This window comes from Streptomyces camponoticapitis, assembly GCF_014646115.1.
Taxonomy (GTDB): domain Bacteria; phylum Actinomycetota; class Actinomycetes; order Streptomycetales; family Streptomycetaceae; genus Streptomyces; species Streptomyces camponoticapitis.
Genome location: NZ_BMMV01000012.1, coordinates 15,728 through 38,645 on the forward strand (window position 1 = coordinate 15,728; position 22,918 = coordinate 38,645).

Annotated in this window: 21 protein-coding genes; 11 read left to right on the plus strand and 10 right to left on the minus strand. The window is 70.2% G+C overall.

Features of this window, described 5'->3' with window-relative positions; all coding sequences use genetic code 11:
• Nucleotides 1–34: 34 nt before the first annotated feature.
• Nucleotides 35–991 carry a Ppx/GppA family phosphatase gene (locus IEY79_RS19275; protein WP_189108776.1) on the minus strand — a complete coding sequence of 319 codons (957 nt, stop codon included), beginning with the start codon at nucleotides 989–991 and terminating at the stop codon, nucleotides 35–37.
• A 39-nt stretch (nucleotides 992–1,030) separates the two neighbouring features.
• Here IEY79_RS19275 and IEY79_RS19280 point away from each other — a divergent pair, with 39 nt between their 5' ends.
• Complete coding sequence (locus tag IEY79_RS19280; protein WP_189108777.1) at nucleotides 1,031–1,876, plus strand: DUF3109 family protein; 846 nt, start codon at nucleotides 1,031–1,033, stop codon at nucleotides 1,874–1,876.
• Nucleotides 1,877–2,009: 133 nt separating this feature from the next.
• Here IEY79_RS19280 and IEY79_RS19285 read toward each other — a convergent pair whose 3' ends face one another.
• A complete protein-coding gene (locus IEY79_RS19285) occupies nucleotides 2,010–3,905 on the minus strand; it encodes a BACON domain-containing protein (protein ID WP_189108778.1) in 1,896 nt (631 codons plus the stop codon).
• Nucleotides 3,906–4,085: 180 nt separating this feature from the next.
• On the opposite strand from IEY79_RS19285, the gene radA reads away from it, so the two are divergent.
• Nucleotides 4,086–5,498, plus strand: coding sequence for a DNA repair protein RadA (gene radA / locus IEY79_RS19290; RefSeq protein ID WP_189108779.1), 1,413 nt, complete (start codon nucleotides 4,086–4,088; stop codon nucleotides 5,496–5,498).
• 44 nt (nucleotides 5,499–5,542) lie between these two features.
• Nucleotides 5,543–6,676, plus strand: a complete 1,134-nt coding sequence (gene disA, locus IEY79_RS19295) for a DNA integrity scanning diadenylate cyclase DisA (RefSeq protein WP_189108780.1) — start codon at nucleotides 5,543–5,545, stop codon at nucleotides 6,674–6,676.
• A 127-nt stretch (nucleotides 6,677–6,803) separates the two neighbouring features.
• Here disA and IEY79_RS19300 read toward each other — a convergent pair whose 3' ends face one another.
• The gene (locus tag IEY79_RS19300; RefSeq protein ID WP_189108781.1) at nucleotides 6,804–7,667 is read right to left on the minus strand and encodes a hypothetical protein; all 864 of its coding nucleotides are present in this window, start codon (nucleotides 7,665–7,667) and stop codon (nucleotides 6,804–6,806) included.
• Nucleotides 7,668–7,848: 181 nt separating this feature from the next.
• On the opposite strand from IEY79_RS19300, the gene IEY79_RS19305 reads away from it, so the two are divergent.
• From IEY79_RS19305 to cseC, 6 genes are all read left to right on the plus strand, one after another.
• Entirely contained in the window at nucleotides 7,849–8,652 is an 804-nt protein-coding gene (locus IEY79_RS19305) for a phosphatase PAP2 family protein (RefSeq protein WP_308426680.1), read from the plus strand.
• A gap of 167 nt (nucleotides 8,653–8,819) precedes the next feature.
• Nucleotides 8,820–9,740 (plus strand): HhH-GPD family protein, encoded by a 921-nt coding sequence (locus tag IEY79_RS19310; RefSeq protein ID WP_189108782.1) that lies wholly within the window; start codon nucleotides 8,820–8,822, stop codon nucleotides 9,738–9,740.
• Nucleotides 9,741–10,071: 331 nt separating this feature from the next.
• Nucleotides 10,072–10,695, plus strand: a complete 624-nt coding sequence (locus IEY79_RS19315) for a SigE family RNA polymerase sigma factor (protein WP_189108783.1) — start codon at nucleotides 10,072–10,074, stop codon at nucleotides 10,693–10,695.
• Between the two features lie 164 nt (nucleotides 10,696–10,859).
• Nucleotides 10,860–11,510, plus strand: coding sequence for a hypothetical protein (locus IEY79_RS19320; RefSeq protein ID WP_373292584.1), 651 nt, complete (start codon nucleotides 10,860–10,862; stop codon nucleotides 11,508–11,510).
• 19 nt (nucleotides 11,511–11,529) lie between these two features.
• Entirely contained in the window at nucleotides 11,530–12,234 is a 705-nt protein-coding gene (cseB, locus tag IEY79_RS19325; RefSeq protein WP_189108785.1) for a two-component system response regulator CseB, read from the plus strand.
• Nucleotides 12,231–13,544: a two-component system sensor histidine kinase CseC gene (cseC, locus tag IEY79_RS19330; RefSeq protein WP_189108786.1), complete on the plus strand. Its 1,314-nt coding sequence runs from the start codon at nucleotides 12,231–12,233 to the stop codon at nucleotides 13,542–13,544. Before cseB ends, cseC begins: the two co-directional genes overlap by 4 nt.
• Before the next feature lie 58 nt (nucleotides 13,545–13,602).
• Here cseC and IEY79_RS19335 read toward each other — a convergent pair whose 3' ends face one another.
• The 3 genes from IEY79_RS19335 to IEY79_RS19345 form a co-directional block, all read right to left on the minus strand.
• Nucleotides 13,603–14,046, minus strand: a complete 444-nt coding sequence (locus tag IEY79_RS19335; RefSeq protein WP_189108787.1) for a VOC family protein — start codon at nucleotides 14,044–14,046, stop codon at nucleotides 13,603–13,605.
• Between the two features lie 83 nt (nucleotides 14,047–14,129).
• Nucleotides 14,130–14,543: a helix-turn-helix transcriptional regulator gene (locus IEY79_RS19340; RefSeq protein WP_189108937.1), complete on the minus strand. Its 414-nt coding sequence runs from the start codon at nucleotides 14,541–14,543 to the stop codon at nucleotides 14,130–14,132.
• Between the two features lie 196 nt (nucleotides 14,544–14,739).
• The gene (locus IEY79_RS19345) at nucleotides 14,740–16,329 is read right to left on the minus strand and encodes an MDR family MFS transporter (protein ID WP_189108788.1); all 1,590 of its coding nucleotides are present in this window, start codon (nucleotides 16,327–16,329) and stop codon (nucleotides 14,740–14,742) included.
• A gap of 145 nt (nucleotides 16,330–16,474) precedes the next feature.
• Between IEY79_RS19345 and IEY79_RS19350 the strand changes: the two genes are divergently transcribed.
• Nucleotides 16,475–17,053 carry a TetR/AcrR family transcriptional regulator gene (locus IEY79_RS19350; protein ID WP_189108789.1) on the plus strand — a complete coding sequence of 193 codons (579 nt, stop codon included), beginning with the start codon at nucleotides 16,475–16,477 and terminating at the stop codon, nucleotides 17,051–17,053.
• On the opposite strand, the gene IEY79_RS19355 is transcribed toward IEY79_RS19350, so the two are convergent.
• Nucleotides 17,043–17,699 carry a M23 family metallopeptidase gene (locus tag IEY79_RS19355; RefSeq protein ID WP_189108790.1) on the minus strand — a complete coding sequence of 219 codons (657 nt, stop codon included), beginning with the start codon at nucleotides 17,697–17,699 and terminating at the stop codon, nucleotides 17,043–17,045. The genes IEY79_RS19350 and IEY79_RS19355 overlap by 11 nt on opposite strands.
• Nucleotides 17,700–18,248: 549 nt before the next feature.
• Nucleotides 18,249–20,777 (minus strand): ATP-dependent Clp protease ATP-binding subunit, encoded by a 2,529-nt coding sequence (locus IEY79_RS19360; RefSeq protein WP_189108791.1) that lies wholly within the window; start codon nucleotides 20,775–20,777, stop codon nucleotides 18,249–18,251.
• 452 nt (nucleotides 20,778–21,229) lie between these two features.
• Here IEY79_RS19360 and IEY79_RS19365 point away from each other — a divergent pair, with 452 nt between their 5' ends.
• Entirely contained in the window at nucleotides 21,230–21,925 is a 696-nt protein-coding gene (locus tag IEY79_RS19365) for an SCO3374 family protein (RefSeq protein WP_189108792.1), read from the plus strand.
• Here the strand turns inward: IEY79_RS19365 and IEY79_RS19370 are convergent.
• On the minus strand, nucleotides 21,904–22,239 hold the full coding sequence (locus IEY79_RS19370) for a histone-like nucleoid-structuring protein Lsr2 (protein WP_023539576.1): 336 nt from the start codon (nucleotides 22,237–22,239) through the stop codon (nucleotides 21,904–21,906). The genes IEY79_RS19365 and IEY79_RS19370 overlap by 22 nt on opposite strands.
• A 144-nt stretch (nucleotides 22,240–22,383) precedes the next feature.
• Nucleotides 22,384–22,917 carry an amino-acid N-acetyltransferase gene (locus tag IEY79_RS19375; protein ID WP_189108793.1) on the minus strand — a complete coding sequence of 178 codons (534 nt, stop codon included), beginning with the start codon at nucleotides 22,915–22,917 and terminating at the stop codon, nucleotides 22,384–22,386.
• Nucleotide 22,918: the final 1 nt, after the last annotated feature.

Below are 22,918 nucleotides of genomic sequence, written 5' to 3' on the forward strand. Positions count from 1 at the left end.
CTGAGGAGGGCGAGCGGTTCGACGCGGTCGGAGCTCAGCGCACCGTCGGCGCTCCGACCTCCGTCATCGGCAGCTGGTCCAGCCGTCGCAGGATCACGCCCTCGCGCAGCGCCCAGGGGCAGATCTCCAGCTCATCGACGCCGAAGAGATCCATCGCCGCGTCCGCGACCAGCGCGCCGGCCAGCAGCTGGGGCGCCCGCCCCTCCGACACTCCGGGCAGCGCGGCACGGCGCGCCGCGGGCATCACCGCCAGTTTGGGGACCCACTCCTCCAGCGATTTACGGCTGAGCTCCCGCTGTACATAGAGCCCGTCGGCGGACCGGGCGGCCCCGGCGATCCGCGCCAGCTGGCGGAAGGTCTTCGAGGTGGCCACGACATGGTCCGGTTCGCCGAAGCGGGTGAACTCACCGACACTGCGGGCGATCTCGGCCCGCACATGGCGGCGCAGGTCCCGTACGGCCGCCGGATCGGGCGGATCGCCGGGCAGCCAGCCCGCCGTGAGACGGCCGGCGCCCAGGGGCAGGGACACCACGGCGTCCGGTTCCTCGTCGATGCCGTAGGCGATCTCCAGCGAGCCGCCGCCGATGTCCAGGACCAGCAGCCGCCCCGCCGACCAGCCGAACCAGCGCCGGGCGGCGAGGAACGTCAGCCGGGCCTCCTCGTCGCCGGTCAGGACGTGGAGGTCAACGTCCGTCTCCTCCTTGACCCTCGCGAGTACCTGATCGGCGTTGCTCGCCTCCCGCACGGCGGACGTGGCGAACGGCAGCACCGCTTCGCAGCCCTTGTCCTCTGCCGCCTGGAGCGCCTCGGCGACCGTGGCCACCAGCCGGTCCACGCCCTCGGGGCCGATGGCGCCGTCCGCGTCGAGCAGTTCGGCGAGTCTCAGCTCGGTCTTGTGGGAATGGGCGGGCAGCGGGCGCGCGCCGCGATGCGCGTCGACCGCCAGAAGGTGGACGGTGTTCGAACCGACGTCGAGAACTCCGAGTCTCATGGGCGAACGCTACTGCGACGACACGCATACGCTGGACCCGTGCCAAAGACGAACAAGGCGAAGCCGGGCAAAGCCAGACGCGCCAAGAAGCAGCACGAGCAGGTTCCGCCCGACGAGAAGGGGCTGGACTTCGCGCGGTCCTGGGTCGAATTCCCTGATCCGGCGGACGACGACCAGGTCTTCCGGTGCGACCTGACCTGGCTCACCTCACGCTGGACCTGCATCTTCGGCAGCGGCTGCCAGGGCATCGAGGCGGGCCGCGCCGACGACGGCTGCTGCACGCTGGGGGCGCACTTCTCCGACGAGGACGACGAGAAACGGGTCGCCGGGCAGGTGAAACGGCTCACGCCGGAGCTGTGGCAGTTCCACGACGTGGGGGCCGAAAGCGGCTGGGTGGAGACGGACGACGAGGGCGCCCGCAAGACGCGCCGCTGGGACGGCTCCTGCGTCTTCCAGAACCGGCCCGGTTTCGCGGGCGGCGCGGGCTGCGCGCTGCACATCCTGGCGCTGCGGGAGGACCGCGAGCCGCTGGAGACGAAGCCCGACGTCTGCTGGCAGTTGCCGGTCCGGCGTACGTACGACTGGATCGAGCGGCCGGACGAGTCGCGGGTGCTCCAGGTGACGATCGGCGAGTACGACCGGCGGGGCTGGGGCCCCGGCGGGCACGATCTGCACTGGTGGTGCACATCGGCGACGTCGGCGCACGGGGCGGGCGAGCCGGTGTACCGGACGTACGGGCCCGAGCTGACGGAGCTGATGGGCAAGGCGGGGTACGACACGCTGGTCGAGCTCTGTGAGGCACGGCTGGCGAGCGCGCTGCCGCTCGTCGCTCCGCACCCGGCGGACCCCGACCCGGGAACGCCCGCGACCGCGCCCTCGGCCTGACGGCGGAGGACGGCGGTCTCCGCAGGGACGCAGAGCCGTCTTGAGGGCCGGGGCGCCGACCCCGGCACCGAGGACGGCTACGCGATACGTACGGCGGTCGTCGTCGGCCACGGCTTCCGCGGCTTCGGACGGCTCAGGTGGACTCGGGAGCCCTGTCCGACCCGTCCGCCCCGTCCGGGCCGCCCGGGTCGGTCGGCCCGGACGGGTCTCCGGGCGTGCTCGGGTCGCCCGTGCCGGGCGGCGGGTCAGTCGGATCCCCCGTGCCGGGAGGCGGATCGGTGGGGTCGGTCGGCCCCGGATCGGTCGGGCCGCCCGGGTCGCTCGGGCCGGGGCCGCCCGTGCCCGGCGGCGGTGAGGAGGGCGGGCGCGTCGGATGCGTCGGCCGGCCGGGACCCGGTCCCGGGCCTGGATCCCACGAGGACGGCGGCCTGGCACCGTAACCGCTGATCGCGACCGCCGACCCCGACGGGCTCAGCCCGATACGGGCGCGCCACGGGCCGGAGGGCTCGCGCGAGTGGTCCACGTGGACGTGGACGGTCACCGACCTGCCGGGGGCGAGCGTGCCGGACGTACGGCTCAGCCGCAGCCAGGACGCGCCGGTCCAGGCCGACCACGAGACCGGCTCGCCGCCGGTCGCGGTGAGCGTGATCCTCGTACGGTCGCCGGTCGACTCGGCCGTCACGGCGAGCCGTCCCGAACCGGCTCCGGGCGTGCCGGGCGGGCCGCCCGTGCCGTCGCTGATGACCTCGACGGAGACGTCCGGGTCCTGGCTGCCACCGTCGAAGGGGCCGCCGGAGCGGGTCTCGGCGTTGCCCGCGTTCTCGTAGATGTCGTACGGATCGGCGCCCTGCGCGCCGCGCCGCTCCGCGTCACCGGCGCTGACCGATGTCCCGCCGTGGCCCTCCCCGGTCGGCGGCGCGCCCCGGTACGCCGCCCACAGGGCGAGCACGGGCGCGGCGACGACGGTCGCCACGACGGTGGTCGTGACGGCCCGCGCGCGCAGCCGGTCACGGCGGGCGGCGCGGTCCTTGGGGTCCATGGGGAAGCCGTTGCGGCCGAACCGCGGGGTGGTGGCACGGGCGCGCGGGGTGTTCGTCATGGCGTGGTACGCCGCCTGCCGAGGGGCTTCGACCAGCGGCAGGACGGCGGGTGACGAGGCCCAGGAGGGCACGCCCGACGAGCTGGGCCGGGCGGCGCGCCTGGAGGCGGCCGAGCCGGGCCAGGGGCCCGTGGCCTCGGCGCGGTCGGCGGCGCGGCGGCAGCGCGGGCAGTCGTCCACGTGCCGGACCAGCTCGCGGCGGAGCGCGGCCGAGAGAAGCACCTGGTCGTCGCCGGTGAGCTGGGCGACGGCGGGGCAGTTGCCCGTCTCGACCACGGCGAGCGCGGCCCTGGTGCGCTCGACCTCACAGGCGGCCGAGTTGAGCAGTTCGCCCGCGGGCAGCCGCTCCATGGACAGGACCGCGGCGACGTCGCGCGCGCTGAGCCCGTGGCGTACGGCCAGTTCGAGCGCTTCGCGCTGTTCGGGTGTCGTGCCGGCGGCCTCGGGCCAGGCCAGCATGGCGAGTTCACGCCGACGGCGGGCGGCGAGCTCCGGCGGCAGGGAGTCGTGGGACTTGCTCTCGGCCGGATCCGGCTCTCGACGGCCGGTGTGCGCCCCCGGGCGGCTCGCACGCTGTTCACCGAGCCGGCGCAGACAGGCCCACCGGGCGAGTGCGTAGAGCCAGGCCCTGCGCTCCCCCTCGCCCCCGGGGCAACGCCCGTAGTGGCGTTCGGAGATGGCCAGGACCTGGCCCAGCACCTCGGTCGCGGCGTCGTGGTCGCAGAGCACGGAGAGGCAGTACGTGAACAGCCCGTCCAGATAGGGCTCGTACCGCACGGGGGGCCGGCGGGTGTCCGGCGCGTTCGTATCCGGGCTGTGCGGCTCCGGCCGGTGGGTTCCCGACCGGTGCGAACCCGATCGGGGCGCGCGACGGGGCGCACGGTGTGCGCCGGTGGTGTGTGCGGGGGGCTCCAGTCTGCTGCTCGTCACCCGCCGACGGTAGACAGGGGAGCGCACAACCTTCCCGACGCTTGCCTACATTTAATCCGTACGGATGAAACGTCCGCCATGCCCGTATCTTCCTCACCGACGGCTCCCGGCCGGGAGCCGTCGGCGGGTGAAGTGACCACCGCGGCAAGGGTTGTCAGTGGTCGCCTATACGGTGGCGCCATGGCTGTCGCCCGTACGAAATCCGCCAAGGACCGGCCGTCCTACCGCTGCACCGACTGTGGTTGGACGACGGTCAAGTGGCTCGGCCGCTGCCCCGAGTGCCAGGCCTGGGGCACCGTCGAGGAGTACGGCGCGCCCGCCGTACGGACCACGGCGGTCGGACGCGTCAGCACGCCCGCCCTGCCGATCGGCCAGGTCGACAGCCGGACGGCCACCGCCCGCTCGACGGGCGTGGACGAGCTGGACCGCGTCCTCGGCGGCGGCCTCGTGCCCGGAGCCGTCGTGCTGGTGGCCGGTGAACCGGGCGTCGGCAAGTCCACGCTCCTGCTGGACGTCGCGGCGAAGGCGGCGGACTCCGAGCACCGCACGCTCTATGTCACCGGCGAGGAGTCCGCGAGCCAGGTACGGCTGCGCGCGGACCGCATCAAGGCCATCGACGACCATCTCTATCTCGCGGCCGAGACGGACCTCTCCGCCGTCCTCGGGCATCTCGACGCGGTCAAGCCGTCGCTGCTGATCCTGGACTCCGTACAGACGGTGGCATCGCCGGAGATCGACGGGGCGGCCGGCGGCATGGCCCAGGTCCGGGAAGTGGCGGGCGCGCTCATCCGGGTCTCCAAGGAGCGCGGCATGTCCACCCTGCTCGTCGGCCATGTCACCAAGGACGGCGCGATCGCCGGTCCCCGGCTGCTGGAGCACCTGGTGGACGTCGTGCTCTCCTTCGAGGGCGACCGGCACGCGCGGCTGCGGCTGGTGCGGGGCGTCAAGAACAGATACGGGACGACGGACGAGGTCGGCTGCTTCGAGCTGCACGACGAGGGCATCACGGGCCTGGCCGACCCCTCCGGCCTCTTCCTCACCCGCCGGGACGAGCCGGTCCCCGGCACCTGCCTCACGGTCACCCTGGAAGGCCGCCGCCCGCTCGTCGCCGAGGTGCAGGCGCTGACGGTCGACTCCCAGATCCCCTCACCCCGGCGCACCACCTCGGGCCTGGAGACCTCCCGCGTCTCGATGATGCTGGCCGTCCTGGAGCAGCGCGGCCGGATCAGCGCGCTCGGCAAGCGCGACATCTACAGCGCGACGGTCGGCGGTGTGAAGCTCTCGGAGCCGGCCGCTGACCTGGCGATCGCGCTCGCCCTGGCCTCGGCGGCGAGCGACACCCCGCTGCCGAAGAACCTCGTCGCGATCGGCGAGGTGGGCCTCGCGGGCGAGGTCAGGAGGGTGACGGGCGTCCAGCGCCGACTCGCCGAGGCGCACCGGCTGGGCTTCACGCACGCCCTCGTCCCGACCGATCCGGGGAAGGTCCCGGCCGGTATGAAGGTCACGGAAGTCGCCGACATGGGGGCGGCTCTCAGCGTGCTTCCGCGCCGGGGTCGCGCGGAGGCCCCACGGGACGGCAAGGACCGCCGGTAGACTTTGCCCTGGTCTCGCCCATCCGTACGAGCCGGAGGAGTGCAGTGGCAGCCAACGACCGGGCAGCAGCACCCGGAAAATCCGGTGCCGGCTCCGGTGGATCCGGCACCGAAGCGCTGATGCGCGCCTCACTGAGCGCCGTAGCGCCCGGCAAGGCGCTGCGTGACGGCCTGGAGCGGATCCTCCGGGGGAACACCGGTGGTCTCATCGTCCTGGGCATGGACAAGACCGTCGAGGCGATGTGCACGGGCGGCTTCGTGCTGGACGTGGAATTCACCGCTACGAGGCTCCGTGAGCTGTGCAAGCTCGACGGCGCGCTCATCCTCGACAAAGACATCACCAAGATTCTGCGGGCCGGTGTCCAGCTCGTCCCCGACGCCTCCATCCCGACCGAGGAGACCGGCACCCGCCACCGCACGGCGGACCGGGTGTCCAAGCAGTGCGGGTTCCCCGTCATCTCGGTCTCGCAGTCGATGCGGCTGATCGCGCTGTACGTGGACGGGGAGCGACGGGTCCTTGAGGAGTCGGCGGCGATCCTGTCGCGCGCCAACCAGGCCCTGGCGACCCTGGAGCGGTACAAGCTCCGGCTGGACGAGGTCGCCGGCACGCTCTCCGCGCTGGAGATCGAGGACCTGGTGACGGTCCGGGACGTGACGGCGGTCTCGCAGCGCCTGGAGATGGTGCGCAGGATCGCCACGGAGATCGCGGAGTACGTGGTCGAGCTGGGCACCGACGGGCGGCTTCTCGCCCTCCAGCTCGACGAGTTGATCGCGGGCGTCGAGCCGGAGCGCGAGCTGGTCGTACGGGACTACGTGCCCGAGCCGACGGCGAAGCGGTCTCGTACGGTCGCCGAGGCGATGACGGAGCTGGACGCGCTCTCCCACACCGAGCTGCTGGAACTGCCCGTCGTCGCGAGGGCGTTGGGCTACAGCGGATCGCCCGAGACGCTCGACTCGGCGGTCTCGCCGCGCGGTTACCGGCTGCTGGCCAAGGTGCCGCGGCTGCCGGGCGCGATCATCGAGCGGCTGGTCGAGCACTTCGGCGGGCTGCAGAAGCTGCTCGCGGCGAGCGTCGACGATCTCCAGACGGTGGACGGGGTGGGCGAGGCGCGGGCGCGCAGCGTGCGCGAGGGCCTGTCGCGGCTGGCGGAGTCGTCCATCCTGGAGCGGTACGTCTGACATACGGGCAGGCGCCCGCGTGTGTGAGGAGGGCCGCACCACCGCGCAATGCGCGGTGGTGCGGCCCTCCTCACGTACGCGGGTCGCCTCGTCGGCGGGCGGTTGTCGTCAGCGGGTCGCCGAGTGGTCAGTCCTTGTCCAGCCGGATCGACGTCTGGCCCTGCTTCACGGTCGCGCCGGGCGCCGCCGCCTCGACCAGGTACGTGCCGGGCTTGGCCTTGCCGGGCGGGGGTGTGGCGCACTGCGGGACGCTCCGCGTGAGGTCCCAGACCACGGTCCGCGTCACCGTCCCGCCCGCCGGCACCTTCAGCAGCAACTGGCCGATCTTGGGACAGTCCTTGGAGGACCAGATCTCGTCGCTCTCGGAGTTCGTGACGGTCAGCACCACGGACTTCGGCCCGAGGTCCGCCTTGCAGTCCTTCCCCGACCCGTTGGTGGCCACGAGCCTGAACGAGGGCTTCTCGCCGGGCTCGTAGGCGACCTTGCGGCTCTCCAGCTTCACGGTCAGCGAACTCGGCGCGCAGTTGGGAAGACTCGATCCGACCGGTACCTGCTCACCGGTGGTGCTGCCGTTCGCGCCGTCACCGGCACTGCCGCCGCTGCCGCCGCTCGCCGCGCCGCCGCCGGAGCCGGCCGAACCGCCCGTACCAGCGCCGCCGTTGCCGCCACCGGCGCCGCCGTCGGAGCCCGCGCCCGCGTCCGTACCGCCGCTTCCGGGGCCGTCGCTCCCACCGGTCTCGCCCGACTCGTCGCGCCCGCCCGGCTGTTCACTGATCGCGGGTCCGGATCCGGAGGGTCCGGGGGTGATCGAGGGAGGGGGAGTATCGCCGTTCGCGCCGTCGTCGCGCTTCTTTCCGCCGTCGTCACCACCGGAGGTGACGACCCATACGACGAGCAACGCGAGCAGCGCGATCAGAGTCGCCGCTACTGCCCTCCGTCGCCAGTAGATGGAGGAGGGAAGCGGCCCGACCGGATTGCGCATAGATCCCACGGCGCAACTCTACGAGAGTTCAGCGCCAACTCCCGCCCCACATGGCGCTCGTCTCGCAAGTTTTACGGATCATCATCATGCGAAGGGCGCCCGGCCTGGCCCCACTTATCACTTTCGTCAGGGGTTCGGCCGCCGATGGCAAGATGCGTGAGCGGTGGGTCGGAGGGTACGGTCCGTGCCCATGGACCCCTCCGTCACCAGCGGCCTTTACCGCGACATTACCGATCTCGCCCATCAATCGCCGTCATGGGTACGGCACTTCGTCGAGATCGGGACGGAGGCCGTGATCGTCATCCTGGGAGTTCTGTTTCTCGCCAGTTGGTGGCGCACGCGTTCCGCAGACTCACGGGCCATGGCCAGGGCGGTAGTTGGGCCGCTGGCGACCGCCGTCGCTTATGTGTGCAGCGAATTGGCCAAGAGCGCCATCCAGGAGGAGCGGCCGTGTCGCGCGGTCTCCGGCGCCGCCGCGTCGTTGGCGACCTGCCCGCCGGTCGGCGACTGGTCGTTCCCCAGCAACCACTCGACCATCGCCGCCGCCTCGGCGATCGCGCTCGCCATCGCCTGGCGGGCGATCGCGTTCCTGACGATCCCGCTGGCGCTCTTCGCCGCCTTCTCGCGGGTCTTCGTCGGCGTGCACTATCCGCATGACGTGGCGGTGGGGCTGCTGCTCGGCGGGCTGGTCGCGACGCTCGTGGTCCTGGCGCTGACGCGACCCGCGCGGGTGCTGATCGAGACGATGCGGATGAGCCGTACGGGAGTGGTGGTCTGGTTCGCGGGACCGGGGCCGCGTGTTCCGCGGGTCACCGGACTGGCCACCGGCGCTCCGGGCTCGGGCTCGGGGTCCGGACCGGGCTCGGGGCAGGGAATGGGCTCGGGGCAGGGCCACGCCGCGGACTACCGCGCGGCGGGCCGGCCCGGAAACGGGGCGGCGGAAGACCCCGGCGCGCTCGGCCGACAGGGCGAAAGGCCCAATTCGCGCTTCTGAGCCCACCCGGTTCATGTGCGGTCCGCACACCGCTCACCCCCGGTCGGCCGGTACCGTACGAGTCCCGACGCGCCCCCTTCGCGCCCCCGTCACCACCCCGCGACGACCGGCCCACAGCGGGCGGCTGCACCGCCCCCACCGTCGAACGTGCCAGGATCGGCTCTGTCATGACTGCGACTCCTGCGACTTCCGCGACCACGGCGCCGGCCATCGCCCCGGCCGCCCTTCACGACCCCGTCATCGCGTGGTTCGACGCGCACGCCCGCGACCTGCCCTGGCGCCGCCCCGACACGGGCGCCTGGGGCGTGATGGTCAGCGAGTTCATGCTCCAGCAGACCCCGGTCGCCCGGGTGCTCCCGGTGTACGAACAGTGGCTCGCGCGCTGGCCACGCCCTGCCGACCTGGCCGCCGAGGCGCCCGGCGAAGCGGTACGCGCCTGGGGCAGACTCGGCTATCCGCGCCGGGCGCTGCGGCTGCACGGGGCGGCCCTGGCGATAACGGAGCGGTTCGGCGGCGACGTACCGCGCGAGCACAGCCAGTTGCTCGCGCTGCCCGGGATCGGCGAGTACACGGCGGCCGCCGTGGCCTCGTTCGCGTACGGGCAACGGCACGCCGTCCTCGACACGAACGTGCGGCGCGTCTTCGCGCGCGCGGCCGCCGGTATCCAGTACCCGCCGAACGCGACGACGGCCGCCGAGCGCAAACTGGCCCGCGCGCTCCTGCCCGCCCACGAGCCGACGGCCGCCCGCTGGGCCGCCGCCTCCATGGAGCTCGGCGCACTCGTCTGCACCTCGAAGAACGAGGACTGCGCACGCTGCCCGATCGCCTCGCAGTGCGCCTGGCGGCTGGCCGGCAAACCCGCGCACCAGGGGCCGGCCCGGCGCGGCCAGACCTACGCGGGCACGGACCGGCAGGTGCGCGGCAAGCTGCTCGCCGTGCTGCGCGAGGCGGTGGCGCCGGTACCGCTCGCGGTGCTCGACGCCGTGTGGGAGGAACCGGTGCAGCGGGCCAGGGCGCTGGACGGGCTCGTGGCCGACGGGCTGGTCGAACCGATGGCGGACGATCTGTACCGGCTGCCGCTGACCTGACCGCCGCGCCCCACCTGATTGGACCGCGCCGCCCCAATCGGCCGGTTCGGCCGGCCCCCTCCGGGCCGGCCGTTCGTCTGTCCCGGCGCCCGTTCGTCCCGCCGTTCGTCCGCTGCTTCGTCCGCTGCTTCGTCCGTTACTTCGCTCGTTACTTCGCTCGTTACTCGTTCGCCCGTTCCATCCCCGCCGTTACACAACCGATGGATGTCCGTGCGCCCGCCGACGGCTGGCGCGCACGGCCTCGTGACAACCCCTCCGTAACTTCTGGAACGTCAGTGAAGAACACGGCAGCGCGGCACACGGTGCAGTTCACGGGGTGGAGGCGGTTGGCATGGCGCACGGCGAGGTGCTCGAATTCGAGGAGTACGTAAGGACCCGGCAGGAGGCACTTCTGCGCAGTGCCCGGCGTCTGGTCCCCAATCCCGTCGACGCCCAGGATCTGCTCCAGACCGCCCTGGCCCGTACGTACGGCCGCTGGGACGGCATCGCCGACAAGTCGCTCGCCGACGCCTATCTGCGCCGCGTCATGATCAACACCCGTACCGAGTGGTGGCGGGCGCGAAGGCTCGAAGAGGTGCCGACCGAGCAGTTGCCCGAGGCCTGCGTCGAGGACGGCGCCGACCAGCGCGCCAACCGCGCCCTGCTCATCGACATCCTCGGGGTCCTGGCGCCGAAGCAGCGCAGCGTCGTGGTGCTCCGGCACTGGGAGCAGATGAGTACGGAGGAGACGGCGGCGGCGCTCGGGATGTCTACCGGTACCGTGAAGAGCACGCTGCACCGGGCGCTCGCCAGACTCCGCAAGGAGCTGGAGGCCCGGGAGCTGGAGCGCCGCGACGCGGAGCGGCGGACGAAGCCGGGGATCCGGCAGCCCGAGCACCGCACGCCGCGCGCCCGCGCTCCGCAGCGTGCTGGTTGTCGTCGCGACGGACGGGGGCAGGAGCGGTGCGCGGCCTGAGGCGCGATGGGGAGAGCAAGCCTGCCCCGAGAACGACCGGCCGGGCGGCGGACGAGCGGGCGGCCGACGACCGGGCGGACGACGAGTGGCGCGCCGACGACGAGTGGCGCGCGGCAGGCCCGGCGACCGCTGACGCGTCCCCGCCGAAGCGGTTCCCGAAGACGGTGACGCTGACAGTGACGACCGCCACCGGCGGTGTGGCGCTGGCCGCGCTCATCGGCTTCGGCCTGTTCGTCATCGGCTGTTCCACGAGCGCGACCGGCACCAGGGACGAGGGCGCGGCCTCCGTCGCCACCGCCGAGCCCGTCTCACCGCCGACCTCCGAGCCTTCCGCCCTGCCCGCCCAGGACATCGACCCGGTGGCCCTGCTCCGGCGGGACCCCAAGGTGAGCGGGCAGGTCAAGGCCGACCTCAAGCCGTGCGCCAGGGACGCGTACCCGGTGGACACCTCGTACGGGAATCTGACCGGCGGCACCGCGCCCGATGTGGTGATCAACGTGATGACCTGCGACGACGCCGTCGGGCTCGGGACGTACGTCTACCGTGAGTCCGACCGGCGGTACGAGAACGTCTTCGTCGCCGAGGAACCCGCCGTATACGCCACGATCGACCGTGGTGAGCTGGTGGTGACCCGCCAGGTGTACGCGAAGGGCGACCCGGTCTCGTACCCCTCCGGCGAGGACGTCGTGACCTACACCTGGGCGGACACGAGGTTCGCGGAGCGCTACCGGGTGCGCAACAACTACAGCGGAGCGGTCGGCAACGGCCCGGTGGACGCCCCCGCGCCGTCCACGACCAGCGACAACGACGACTGAGAGAGCTGAGAGCTGTCGGATGGTGGAGACCCATGTCCTCTTCGTCGAGGACGACGACGTCATCCGCGAGGCCACCCAACTCGCGCTGGAGCGCGACGGCTTCGTGGTGACGGCCATGCCGGACGGTCTCTCCGGTCTGGAGGCGTTCCGGGCCGACCGGCCGGACATCGCGCTGCTCGACGTGATGGTGCCGGGCCTGGACGGTGTGAGTCTGTGCCGCCGTATCAGGGACGAGTCGACCGTGCCCGTGATCATGCTGTCGGCACGCGCCGACTCGATCGATGTGGTGCTGGGCCTGGAGGCGGGGGCCGACGACTACGTGACCAAGCCCTTCGACGGCGCGGTACTGGTCGCCCGGATACGTGCCGTGCTGCGCCGCTTCGGGCACGCGGGCGGACCCGCCGGGGAGCACGGCGGGCAGGACCGGGTGGACGAGGGCGGCGCCCGCTCCTTCGGCGATCTGGAGATCGACACGGAGGGCATGGAGGTGCGCAAAGGGGGCGAGCCCGTGGCGCTGACCCCGACGGAGATGCGGCTGCTGATCGAGTTCTCGGCCGCGCCGGGCACCGTCCTGTCCCGTGACAAGCTGCTCGAACGCGTCTGGGACTACGGCTGGGGCGGTGACACGCGGGTGGTCGACGTCCATGTGCAACGGCTCCGTACGAAGATCGGACAGGATCGGATCGAGACGGTCCGCGGCTTCGGCTACAAGCTCAAGGCATGAAGCGGCTCGCCCTGCGCACCGGTGTCCGGTGGAAGATCAGCATCGCGATCGCGGCGGTGGGCGCCCTCACCGCGATGGCGCTGAGCCTTGTCGTGCACAACGCTGCCCAGGTCTCGATGCTCGACAACGCGCGTGAGGTGCAGCTGGAGCGGCTGCTGTTCGCGCAGCGTATGTACGACTCGACCCATGAGCTGAAGTTCGGTACGAAGCTGAACGACCCCGCGCTCCCCGACGACCTGCGGGAGAAGGCGCAGCAGGGCAGACGGGCCACGTATGTGCGTGACTCGGCGGCCGGGACACCGGACGTCTGGGCGGCGGTACCGCTGGAGAACGGTGTGCTCTCCCTGCACAGCAAGTTCGCCGACCGCTCCGTGACGATCATGAAGGATCTCGACCGGGCCCTGCTGATCGGCTCGGTCTGCGTGGTCGTCGGGGGCTGTGCGCTGGGCGTGCTGATCGGCGGGCAGCTCTCGCGCCGGCTGCGCAAGGCGGCGGCCGCCGCGGGCAAGGTCGCCCAGGGCAATACGGATGTGCGGGTACGGGAGGCGGTGGGCGGGGTCGTACGGGACGAGACCGACGAGCTGGCACGCGCGGTCGACGCCCTGACCGACGCGCTGCACGAACGTATCGAGGCCGAGCGCCGGGTCACCGCCGACATCGCGCACGAGCTCCGTACGCCGGTGACGGGCCTGCTGACGGCGGCCGAGCTCCTGCCACCCGGCCGCCCGACCGAGCTGGTCAGGGACCGCGCGCAGGCCATGCGGACACTGGTCGAGGACGTCCTGGAAGTCGCCAGGCTCGACAGCGCGTCGGAACGCGCCGAGCTTCAGGAGATCGCACTCGGCGAGTTCGTCAGCAGGAGGGTGGCGCTGCTCGATCCCGATGTGCGGATCCATGTCGTGCACGACAGCTGGGTGAACACCGATCCGCGCAGGCTGGAGCGCATTCTCGGCAATCTTCTGGCCAACGCGGCCAAGCACGGGGGCACCCCGGTCGAGGTGACCGTCGAGGGCCGTGTGGTGCGCGTCCGCGACCACGGCCCCGGCTTCCCGGAAGCACTGCTGCGTGACGGGCCGAGCCGGTTCCGTACGGGTGCGAGCGACCGCGCGGGCCACGGCCACGGTCTCGGTCTGACCATCGCCGCAGGTCAGGCACGCGTCCTCGGGGCACGGCTGACCTTCCGCAACGCGGCGCCGGAGAGTCTGACCCCCGCCCCGGACGAGACAGGCGGCGCGATAGCGGTCCTCTGGCTCCCCGAGCACGCCCCGACGACGACCGGCAGCTTCCCGATGATCAAACTCCCGGAGTGACGGTCCGAGAAGCCACGACCGCGCTCACGCCCCGGTCACCGCTCCCGGGCCCCGAGGGCTACGACCACTCCTTCTCCAGGTCGAGGTCGCCCTCCTTGGCCTGGGTGAACGAGAACCAGTTGCCCGAGTCGTCGCGGAATATCGCCTCCGTGCCGTACGGCCGCTCCTGCGGCTCCTGGAGGAACTCCACACCCCGCGCCTTGAGCTTCTCGTAGTCCCCCTGGATGTCGTCCGTGGCGAGGACGCCCGCGCCCAGCATGCCCTTGCTGATGAGCGTCTTGATCGCGGCGGCGGACTCCTCGTCCATCGAGTGCCCGCCCGGCAGCATCAGGGTCAGCACCACGTCCGGCTGGTCCTTGGCGCCGACCGTCAGCCAGCGCATCCCGCCCTCGCCCAGCGTCATGTCGGTGCGGAGCTCAAGGCCGAGCTTGTCGACGTAGAACTCCTTGGCCCGGTCCTGGTCGAGCACCCAGACGGTGGAGATGGCGAGACCCTTGATCATGACGTGCTCCTCGGAGAGATGTGCCGTACACGGGCCGCTCACCGCGGCCCCCGCTTCCGTCTCCACCGTAGGCACCGGCACCCTCAGTGAGCTTCTCCAGAATTGCTGTCGTCACCGGGCCGGTCCGGCGCCGGCGCCGTGGTGTCCCTGGGCGGGAAGCCACCGGCCCACAGCAGCGCGTAACACCCCGGTATGAGCGCTGCTCCGCGGCCCGCGTGCTTCGCGCGATAGGCGCTCGGGCTGCTGCCCGTCTGCTCCTTGAAGCGCTTGGAGAACGTGCCCAGGCTGCTGAAGCCCACGAGGACGCAGATCTCGGTCACGCTGAGATTCGCCGAGCGCAGCAGCTCCTCGGCGCGCTCTATGCGTCTGCGGGAGAGATAGCGGCCGGGCGTCTGCCCGTACACCGCCTTGAAGGCGCGCACGAAGTGATACCGCGAATACCCGGCGTGGGCGGCGACCGCGTCCAGGTCGAGCGGGCCCGCCCAGTCGCGGTCCATGGCGTCCTTGGCCAGACGCAGCTGCCGCAGGTGCGTGAGGGGCACCTGCGGCGGCTGACCTGCTTGTTCACTGTCCACGTCTTCGATGCTGGCACGCCCCACCGACAACGGCCCCCCGCCGTCCACAGCACGCCAAGGCGGTCCTACAAGCCGACCGCGCGACCAAGCCGATCGCGCGACCAAGCGGACCGCGGGACTAAGCGGACTGCGGGACCTTGCCGCCCTCGGACGCTTCCGCGCCGTCACCGGACTCGCCCGCCTTCTGGGGCCCCGCGCCCCGCAGCGGGACCTCCTTGACGAAGAACGCCGCGACGAACCCGATCACCGCGACCGAACCGGCCAGCAGGAAGGCCACGTGCGTACCGGACGACACCGCGACCTGGTACGCCTCACGCGCCGCGTCCGGCAGCTTGGCCAGGCTCGCCGCGTCGAGCTGCGCGGACTGCTGCGTCACCGCGTCACCGCCGCGCGCCGCCATCTCCTCCTGCACCTTGCTGGTGAACAGCGCGCCCATGATGGCCACACCGAAGGAGCTGCCGAGCGTACGGAAGAGGGTGGTCGAGGACGAGGCGACGCCCATGTCCTGGGGCTCGGCGCTGTTCTGCGCCACGAGCATGGTGATCTGCATCAGGAAGCCCATACCGGCGCCGAGAACGGCCATGTAGAGGCCGGAGGTGAGCCTGGAGGTCTCGGTGTCCATCTGCGCGAGCAGGAAGAGCCCCACGACCATCAGGGCGCCGCCCGCGATCGGGAAGATCTTGTACTTGCCGGTGTTGGTGGTGACCCGGCCCGCGAACAGCGAGACGGCCATCATCGACAGCAGCAACGGCAGCAGGAGCAGCCCGGAGTTGGTCGCCGAGGCACCCTGCACGGACTGCTGGTAGAGCGGCAGGAAAAGGACGGCTCCGAACATGACGAAGCCGGTCAGGAAGCCGATCACCTGCATCAGGCTGAAGTTGCGGTTGCGGAATATGTGCAGCGGCATGATCGGCTCGGGCGCCTTGGTCTGCACGTACACGAACGAGACGAGGGTGACGACACCGATCGCGATCAGCTCCATGATCACCGAGGAGCTCCAGGCGTACTCCGTACCGCCCCAGGTGGTGACCAGCACGATCGAGGTGATGCCGACCGTGAGCAGGGCGGCGCCGAGATAGTCGACCTTCTGCTTCTTCCGCTCCACCGCGGGCAGGTGCAGCACGGTCACGATCATCGCGAGGGCGACGGCGCCGAGCGGCAGGTTGATGTAGAAGCTCCAGCGCCAGCCGAGGTGGTCGGTGATGGTGCCGCCGACCAGCGGTCCGCCGATCATGGCGAGGGCCATCACGCCGGCCATCATGCCCTGGTACTTGCCCCGCTCACGGGGCGGGATGAGGTCACCGATGATCGCCATGACGCCGACCATGAGTCCGCCGGCGCCCAGGCCCTGGATGGCACGGAAGCCGATGAGCTGGCCCATGTCCTGGGCCATGCCGCTGAGCGCGGAGCCGATGAGGAAGATGACGATGGAGAGCAGGAAGATGTTCTTCCGCCCGTACATGTCGCCGACCTTGCCCCAGATCGGAGTCGAGGCCGCGGTGGCGAGGGTGTAGGCGGTGACCACCCAGGAGAGGTGCTCCAGACCGCCCAGTTCGCCGACGATCGTCGGCATCGCGGTGCCGACGATCATGTTGTCCAGCATGGCGAGCAGCATCGCGATCATGAGCGCGAGCAGTACCACTCGCACACTGCGTGGCTGTGGCTCAGCCTTCTTCTTCTGTTCCGACCCCACCGCGTCGAGCGACATGGCCCCCACTCCCCTGATTCCTGGTCTGCTCAGTGTTTCTGTGTCTGCCCCGCTACTTACTTGCCGACCGGCAAGCTAAGTACACTGGGGAAAGTAGACCTGTCACTTGCCGGTCGTCAAGTAAGTAATTTTCGGGAGAGCAGTCATGGGCAGCACAGCGCAGCCGCGTCGGGGCGACACCCGCCAGCGCATCCAAGACGTAGCGCTGGAACTCTTCGCCGAGCAGGGCTACGAGAAGACCTCGCTGCGCGAGATCGCCGAGCACCTGGATGTGACGAAGGCCGCGCTGTACTACCACTTCAAGACCAAGGAAGACATCGTGGTCAGCCTCTTCCATGATCTGGCCCGGCCGATCGACGACCTGATCGTCTGGGGCGAGACGCAGCCGAGGACCCTGGAGGTGAAGAAGGAGCTCCTACGCCGCTACAGCGACGCGCTCGGCGCGGCCGCGCCCCTGTTCCGCTTCATGCAGGAGAACCAGGCCACGATGCGCGACCTGAGCGTGGGAGAGACCTTCAAGGGGCGCATGCTGCGGCTGATGGAGCTCCTCAACAAGCCCGACGGCTCGATGTCGGACCGCGTGCGCTGCTTCACCGCGATCTTCACGATGCACGCCGGCATGCTCGCCCTCACGGACGTCGAAGGCGACCCCGAGGAGAAGCGTGAAGCCATCCTCGGGGTCGCCATCGATCTGCTGGTGCAGGCTCACGGGGTCACACAGTGACGTCCGCGGCGCGCAGGAAGGTCAGCGGGTTGATCGCACTGCCGTAGTTCGGGGTCGTACGGATCTCGAAGTGCAGGTGCGGGCCGCTCGAATTGCCGGTGTTGCCGGAGAGCGCGATGTTCTCGCCCTTGTTGACCTTCTGGCCGATGTGAACCTTCACCTTGGACAGGTGCGCGTACTGCGAGTACTTCGCGTTCTTGGTGCCGTGCTTGATGACTATCGCGTTGCCGTACGCGGGACCGTCACCGGCACCGTTGGGTCCGGCCTTCACGACGGTGCCGTCGTGCGCGGCCTTGACGTTCGTGCCGACGGGGACGGCGAAGTCCTGGCCCGAGTGCTTGTGGGCCCACCTGCCGCCACCGATGCCGAACGAGGCGCTCAGCTCGTACTTGGAGACCGGTTTGCCCCAGGTGGGCGACTTCTTGGCCTTCGCCTTGTCGGCGGCCTTGGTGACGCTCGCCTTCTCGGCGCCGGGGGCCTTCTTCTCGACGGCGGCGGCGGCCGACGCGTGGGTGCCCGCGTCGCCGCTGCTGTTCGCGGCGAACGCGACCCCCGCGCCGAGCGCCGTCGTCACTCCGAGTCCGGCGGCCAGGATGGCGGCACGGGTACGGAGCGTGGACTGGCGGGGCGTGGTGCGCTGCGACATTGAGAAACCTCCGGGCATCAATGGACCCGGCGCTCGGAGCACCGGGAGCTGGCGTGCCATCCCTTGGTAACCCGACCGCCCATCACGGCCCAAACCGCCCATCTACGACATGACGTCGTAGCTGTCACACTGGTAACTCGACCCCTTGACTACCTGAAGCATCCCGTTGGCCCGATCCTAAATGTCCGAGTTAAATACTGTTTATCCGCACGTCAGAGGTGCGCATGCCCACCGCGTCCCCGGGCCGGGTCCAGGTCCCGGGCCCTCAGGACCAAGGTCCCGAGGCGGACCTTTCCGAAGGTCCCACCGGAATCATCCCCTTCACCACTATTCCTGGTCGTAGGCCCGGAAACGGGTGTGCGGCTTGTCACGACGGAAGACGGTCGGAGGGGCGAATCGGGGTGGCGGAGGAGGTGGCGGAGAGGGTGGCAGAAGCCCCCGGCGGAGGCTGCCCCGGAGCATGACAGAAGGGTGGCCCGGGACCAGTTACGGTCCCGGGCCACCCCTCGGGCTGGGCTCAGTCTCGCCTCAGCCTTGGTTGAGCTCCCGCTACGCTTCCTTCGTCAGGTTCGGCCCGGCGCCTCCGCCGGCCGCCTGCTCGATCGGCGGGACGTCGGGCAGTGCCGACTTCTCCTCGCCGCGGAAGCTGAACTTCTTCTCCTCGCCCTCGCCCTCGGTGTCCACGACCACGATGTGACCGGGGCGCAGCTCACCGAAGAGGATCTTCTCGGAGAGGATGTCCTCGATCTCGCGCTGGATCGTCCGGCGCAGCGGCCGGGCGCCCAGAACGGGGTCGTAACCCTTCTTGGCGAGCAGCGCCTTGGCGCTCGGGCTGAGCTCAAGGCCCATGTCCCGGTCCTTCAGGCGCTCGTCCACCTTGTGCACCATGAGGTCGACGATCTGGATGATGTCTTCCTCGGTGAGCTGGTGGAAGACGACGGTGTCGTCCACTCGGTTGAGGAACTCGGGCCGGAAGTGCTGCTTGAGCTCTTCGTTGACCTTGTTCTTCATCCGCTCGTAGTTGGACTTCGTGTCGCCCTGGGCCGCGAAGCCCAGGTTGAACCCCTTGGAGATGTCCCTGGTCCCGAGGTTGGTCGTCATGATGATGACCGTGTTCTTGAAGTCCACGACGCGGCCCTGGGAGTCGGTCAGCCGACCGTCCTCCAGGATCTGCAGAAGGGAATTGAAGATATCGGGGTGGGCCTTCTCGACCTCGTCGAAGAGGACGACGGAGAACGGCTTCCGGCGCACCTTCTCGGTGAGCTGGCCGCCCTCTTCGTACCCCACGTATCCGGGGGGAGAACCGAAGAGACGCGAAACCGTGTGCTTCTCGCTGAACTCCGACATGTCGAGGGAGATCAGCGCGTCCTCGTCGCCGAAGAGGAATTCGGCGAGCGTCTTGGAGAGCTCGGTCTTACCGACTCCGGAGGGGCCGGCGAAGATGAACGAGCCACCGGGCCGCTTGGGGTCCTTCAGACCCGCCCGCGTACGCCGGATCGCCTGCGAGAGCGCCTTGATGGCGTCCTTCTGGCCGATGACCCGCTTGTGGAGCTCGTCCTCCATACGGAGCAGCCGCGAGGACTCCTCCTCAGTGAGCTTGAAGACCGGGATGCCCGTGGCGGTCGCCAGGACCTCGGCGATCAGCTCCTCGTCCACCTCGGCGACGACGTCCATGTCGCCGGCCTTCCACTCCTTCTCCCGCTTGGTCTTCGCGGCCAGCAGCTGCTTCTCCTTGTCGCGGAGCGAGGCTGCCTTCTCGAAGTCCTGGGAGTCGATGGCCGACTCCTTGTCGCGGCGGACGTTCGCGATCTTCTCGTCGAACTCGCGGAGGTCCGGCGGAGCGGTCATCCGGCGGATGCGCATCCGTGAGCCGGCCTCGTCGATCAGGTCGATCGCCTTGTCCGGCAGGAAGCGGTCCGAGATGTACCGGTCGGCGAGCGTCGCGGCCGCCACCAGCGCGGAGTCCGTGATGGACACGCGGTGGTGCGCCTCGTAACGGTCCCGCAGACCCTTGAGGATCTCGATGGTGTGGGGCAGCGACGGCTCGGCCACCTGGATCGGCTGGAAGCGGCGCTCCAGCGCGGCGTCCTTCTCCAGGTGCTTGCGGTACTCGTCGAGGGTCGTCGCGCCGATGGTCTGGAGCTCTCCACGGGCGAGCATGGGCTTCAGGATCGAAGCCGCGTCGATCGCGCCCTCGGCGGCGCCCGCACCCACCAGGGTGTGGAGCTCGTCGATGAACAGGATGATGTCGCCGCGGGTGCGGATCTCCTTGAGGACCTTCTTCAGGCGCTCCTCGAAGTCACCTCGGTAGCGGGAGCCCGCGACCAGGGCGCCGAGGTCCAGGGTGTAGAGGTGCTTGTCCTTGAGGGTCTCGGGCACCTCGCCCTTGACGATGGCCTGCGCCAGTCCCTCGACGACCGCCGTCTTGCCGACGCCGGGCTCGCCGATGAGGACCGGATTGTTCTTCGTACGGCGGGAAAGCACCTGCATGACCCGCTCGATCTCCTTCTCGCGCCCGATGACCGGGTCGAGCTTGGACTCACGAGCTGCCTGGGTGAGATTCCTGCCGAACTGGTCCAGGACGAGGGAGGTCGAGGGCGTGCCCTCGGCCGGGCCGCCGGCGGTGGCGGCCTCCTTGCCCTGGTAGCCGGAGAGCAGCTGGATGACCTGCTGCCGCACCCGGTTGAGATCGGCGCCCAGCTTCACGAGGACCTGGGCGGCGACGCCCTCGCCCTCGCGGATCAGGCCGAGCAGGATGTGCTCGGTGCCGATGTAGTTGTGGCCGAGCTGAAGGGCCTCGCGGAGCGACAGCTCCAGGACCTTCTTGGCACGGGGCGTGAAGGGGATGTGGCCGGACGGGGCCTGCTGGCCCTGCCCGATGATCTCCTCCACCTGCTGGCGGACCGCCTCGAGCGAAATCCCGAGGCTCTCCAGGGCCTTAGCGGCGACACCCTCACCCTCGTGGATAAGGCCCAGGAGGATGTGCTCGGTGCCGATGTAGTTGTGGTTGAGCATCCGGGCTTCTTCCTGAGCCAGGACGACAACCCGCCGCGCGCGGTCGGTGAACCTCTCGAACATCGTTAATCGCTCCTCAGAGCGGTCAGGCAGTAAAGGGGTCGGTCCCCTCCCTGTCCTTCCGCAGCTTAGTCCCGCAAGCGGGGACCGCTCATTCCAACTGCCGACATCCGCCGTGATCACCCCGCCGTCGGCGGCGAACTTTCCTCACGAACAGCCGACACCTGCTCCAACCTGATGGTGCGAGACGATGTTCCCGCAGGCCAGACAGATACCCCCGCTATCGGTACGCCGATGGCGAACGTGAGACGTCCAGGACCGCGTGTCGCCCCTCCCCACTAGGAATGTCTTACCCGTAAGCACTGACACTCCATGCGGCGCACCCCCGTTCGCTCCGCTACGGGCGAACACCCTTGCACTCCCGAATGCTTCCGCACGCCCCTGCGATGAGCACATAGAGCGAGCGCACGTCGACTCTGCGTAACTCAATGCCAGGGCGGGGAGTTGGTCCGAGCATGGCTCTCCCCGTTCCGTCCCCGCGCGCGCCGCTGCCGGCCGAAGACGCCAGCGCCCTCTGGTACGAGCGGAAGCTGGGCTGGGCCACGGTGGCGGGCCCGCCCGTCGCTCTGCTGACCGGGCTGCGATTCGACGTTCTGGAGCTGCCCGCCGACGCCGGCGCGGCGGTGCTGCGGCGCCTCGGCGCGGCCGGGACCGGGCCGGTGGCGCTCGTGGCGGGCCGGATGCGGCTGCTGGTGGCCGCGGGGAGTGCCGACGAACTGCCGGGGCTGCTCGACTGGCTGGAATGGGGCGGCATCGCGCTCGATCTGACCGCGACCGGCACCGACGGCCGGATGACCGCTCCGGAGCCGCCCGGAGGGGCGCCGGGGCCGAGAGGTCCTCGGAGGCCCAGGGGTCCGACGGGGATCGCGCGACGAGGCGGTGACGGGGTGGGGAGCGCGCGTCGGCGGGCCGAGCAGGGGGCCGCCGTATGGCTGCGGCCCCCCGAGCCTGGACGCGAGGTGGAGCCGACGCTGCCGGCTCTCACTCATTTCGGACACGGACCCGGAGGCAGTGCCGGACTCGGGGACAGGGGTGGGGGTGTCCCCGATCTCGTTCGACTCGTGGACACGGCGGCGACGGAGTGCCACCGGGCCCGATTGCTTCGTGGAGAATCGACGGGTACGAAATCTCAGCCGTTGGCCTTCTCGTAGGCTTCGCGGATCTCGGCCGGAACGCGACCGCGATCGTTGACGCTGTAGCCGTTCTCCTTGGCCCACTTGCGAATTTCCGCGGTGTCCTTGTTCCCACCCGCGGCGGCGCGGCCCTTGCCACGGCCACCGGCGGCGCGGCCACCGGTGCGACGGCCACTCTTGGTGTACGGGTCGAGGAGCCCACGAAGCTTGTCCGCATTCGCGTTCGTGAGGTCGATCTCGTAGGTCTTGCCGTCCAGCGCGAACGTGACGGTCTCGTCAGCCTCGCCACCGTCGAGGTCGTCAACAAGAAGGACCTGAACCTTCTGTGCCACCGGTTTTCCTTTCATCGAAAATGCAGTACGCCGAAAGGAAACCGCTTTTCTCAGGAAAACACAAACCCCCGGCAGAGGTTCAGTAGCACAAGAACACGGGAAACGTGCGCGATTCGGACATAGGGTTCCGGGTTCTTCCGCCCCTCACAGGTGCAGAAGCATCCGGCTGTTACCCAAGGTGTTCGGCTTCACCCGTTCGAGACCGAGGAACTCGGCGACACCCTCGTCATAGGAACGCAGCAGCTCACTGTAGACATCTCCGTCGACAGGAGTCTCACCGATCTCCACGAAGCCGTGCTTGATGAAGAAGTCCACTTCGAAGGTCAGACAGAATACGCGCCGCACCCCGAGCCAGCGGGCCGTCCGCAACAACTTGTCGAGCACATGGCGTCCGATGCCGGCGCCCCGGAAGCGGGGATCCACCGCGAGTGTGCGCACTTCGGCGAGGTCTTCCCACATGACATGGAGTGCGCCGCATCCGACGACACCCGCGTCGTCGTCGCGTTCGGCGACCCAGAACTCCTGGATGTCCTCGTAAAGAGTCACCGGCGCTTTGTCGAGCAGGATGCCTTCGCTCACGTACGGGTCGAGGAGACGACGGACCGCTGACACATCGCTCGTCCTGGCCCGCCGGACGGTGATGGCATTTACATCGACTTCTCGAAGCTCGGAGGACATG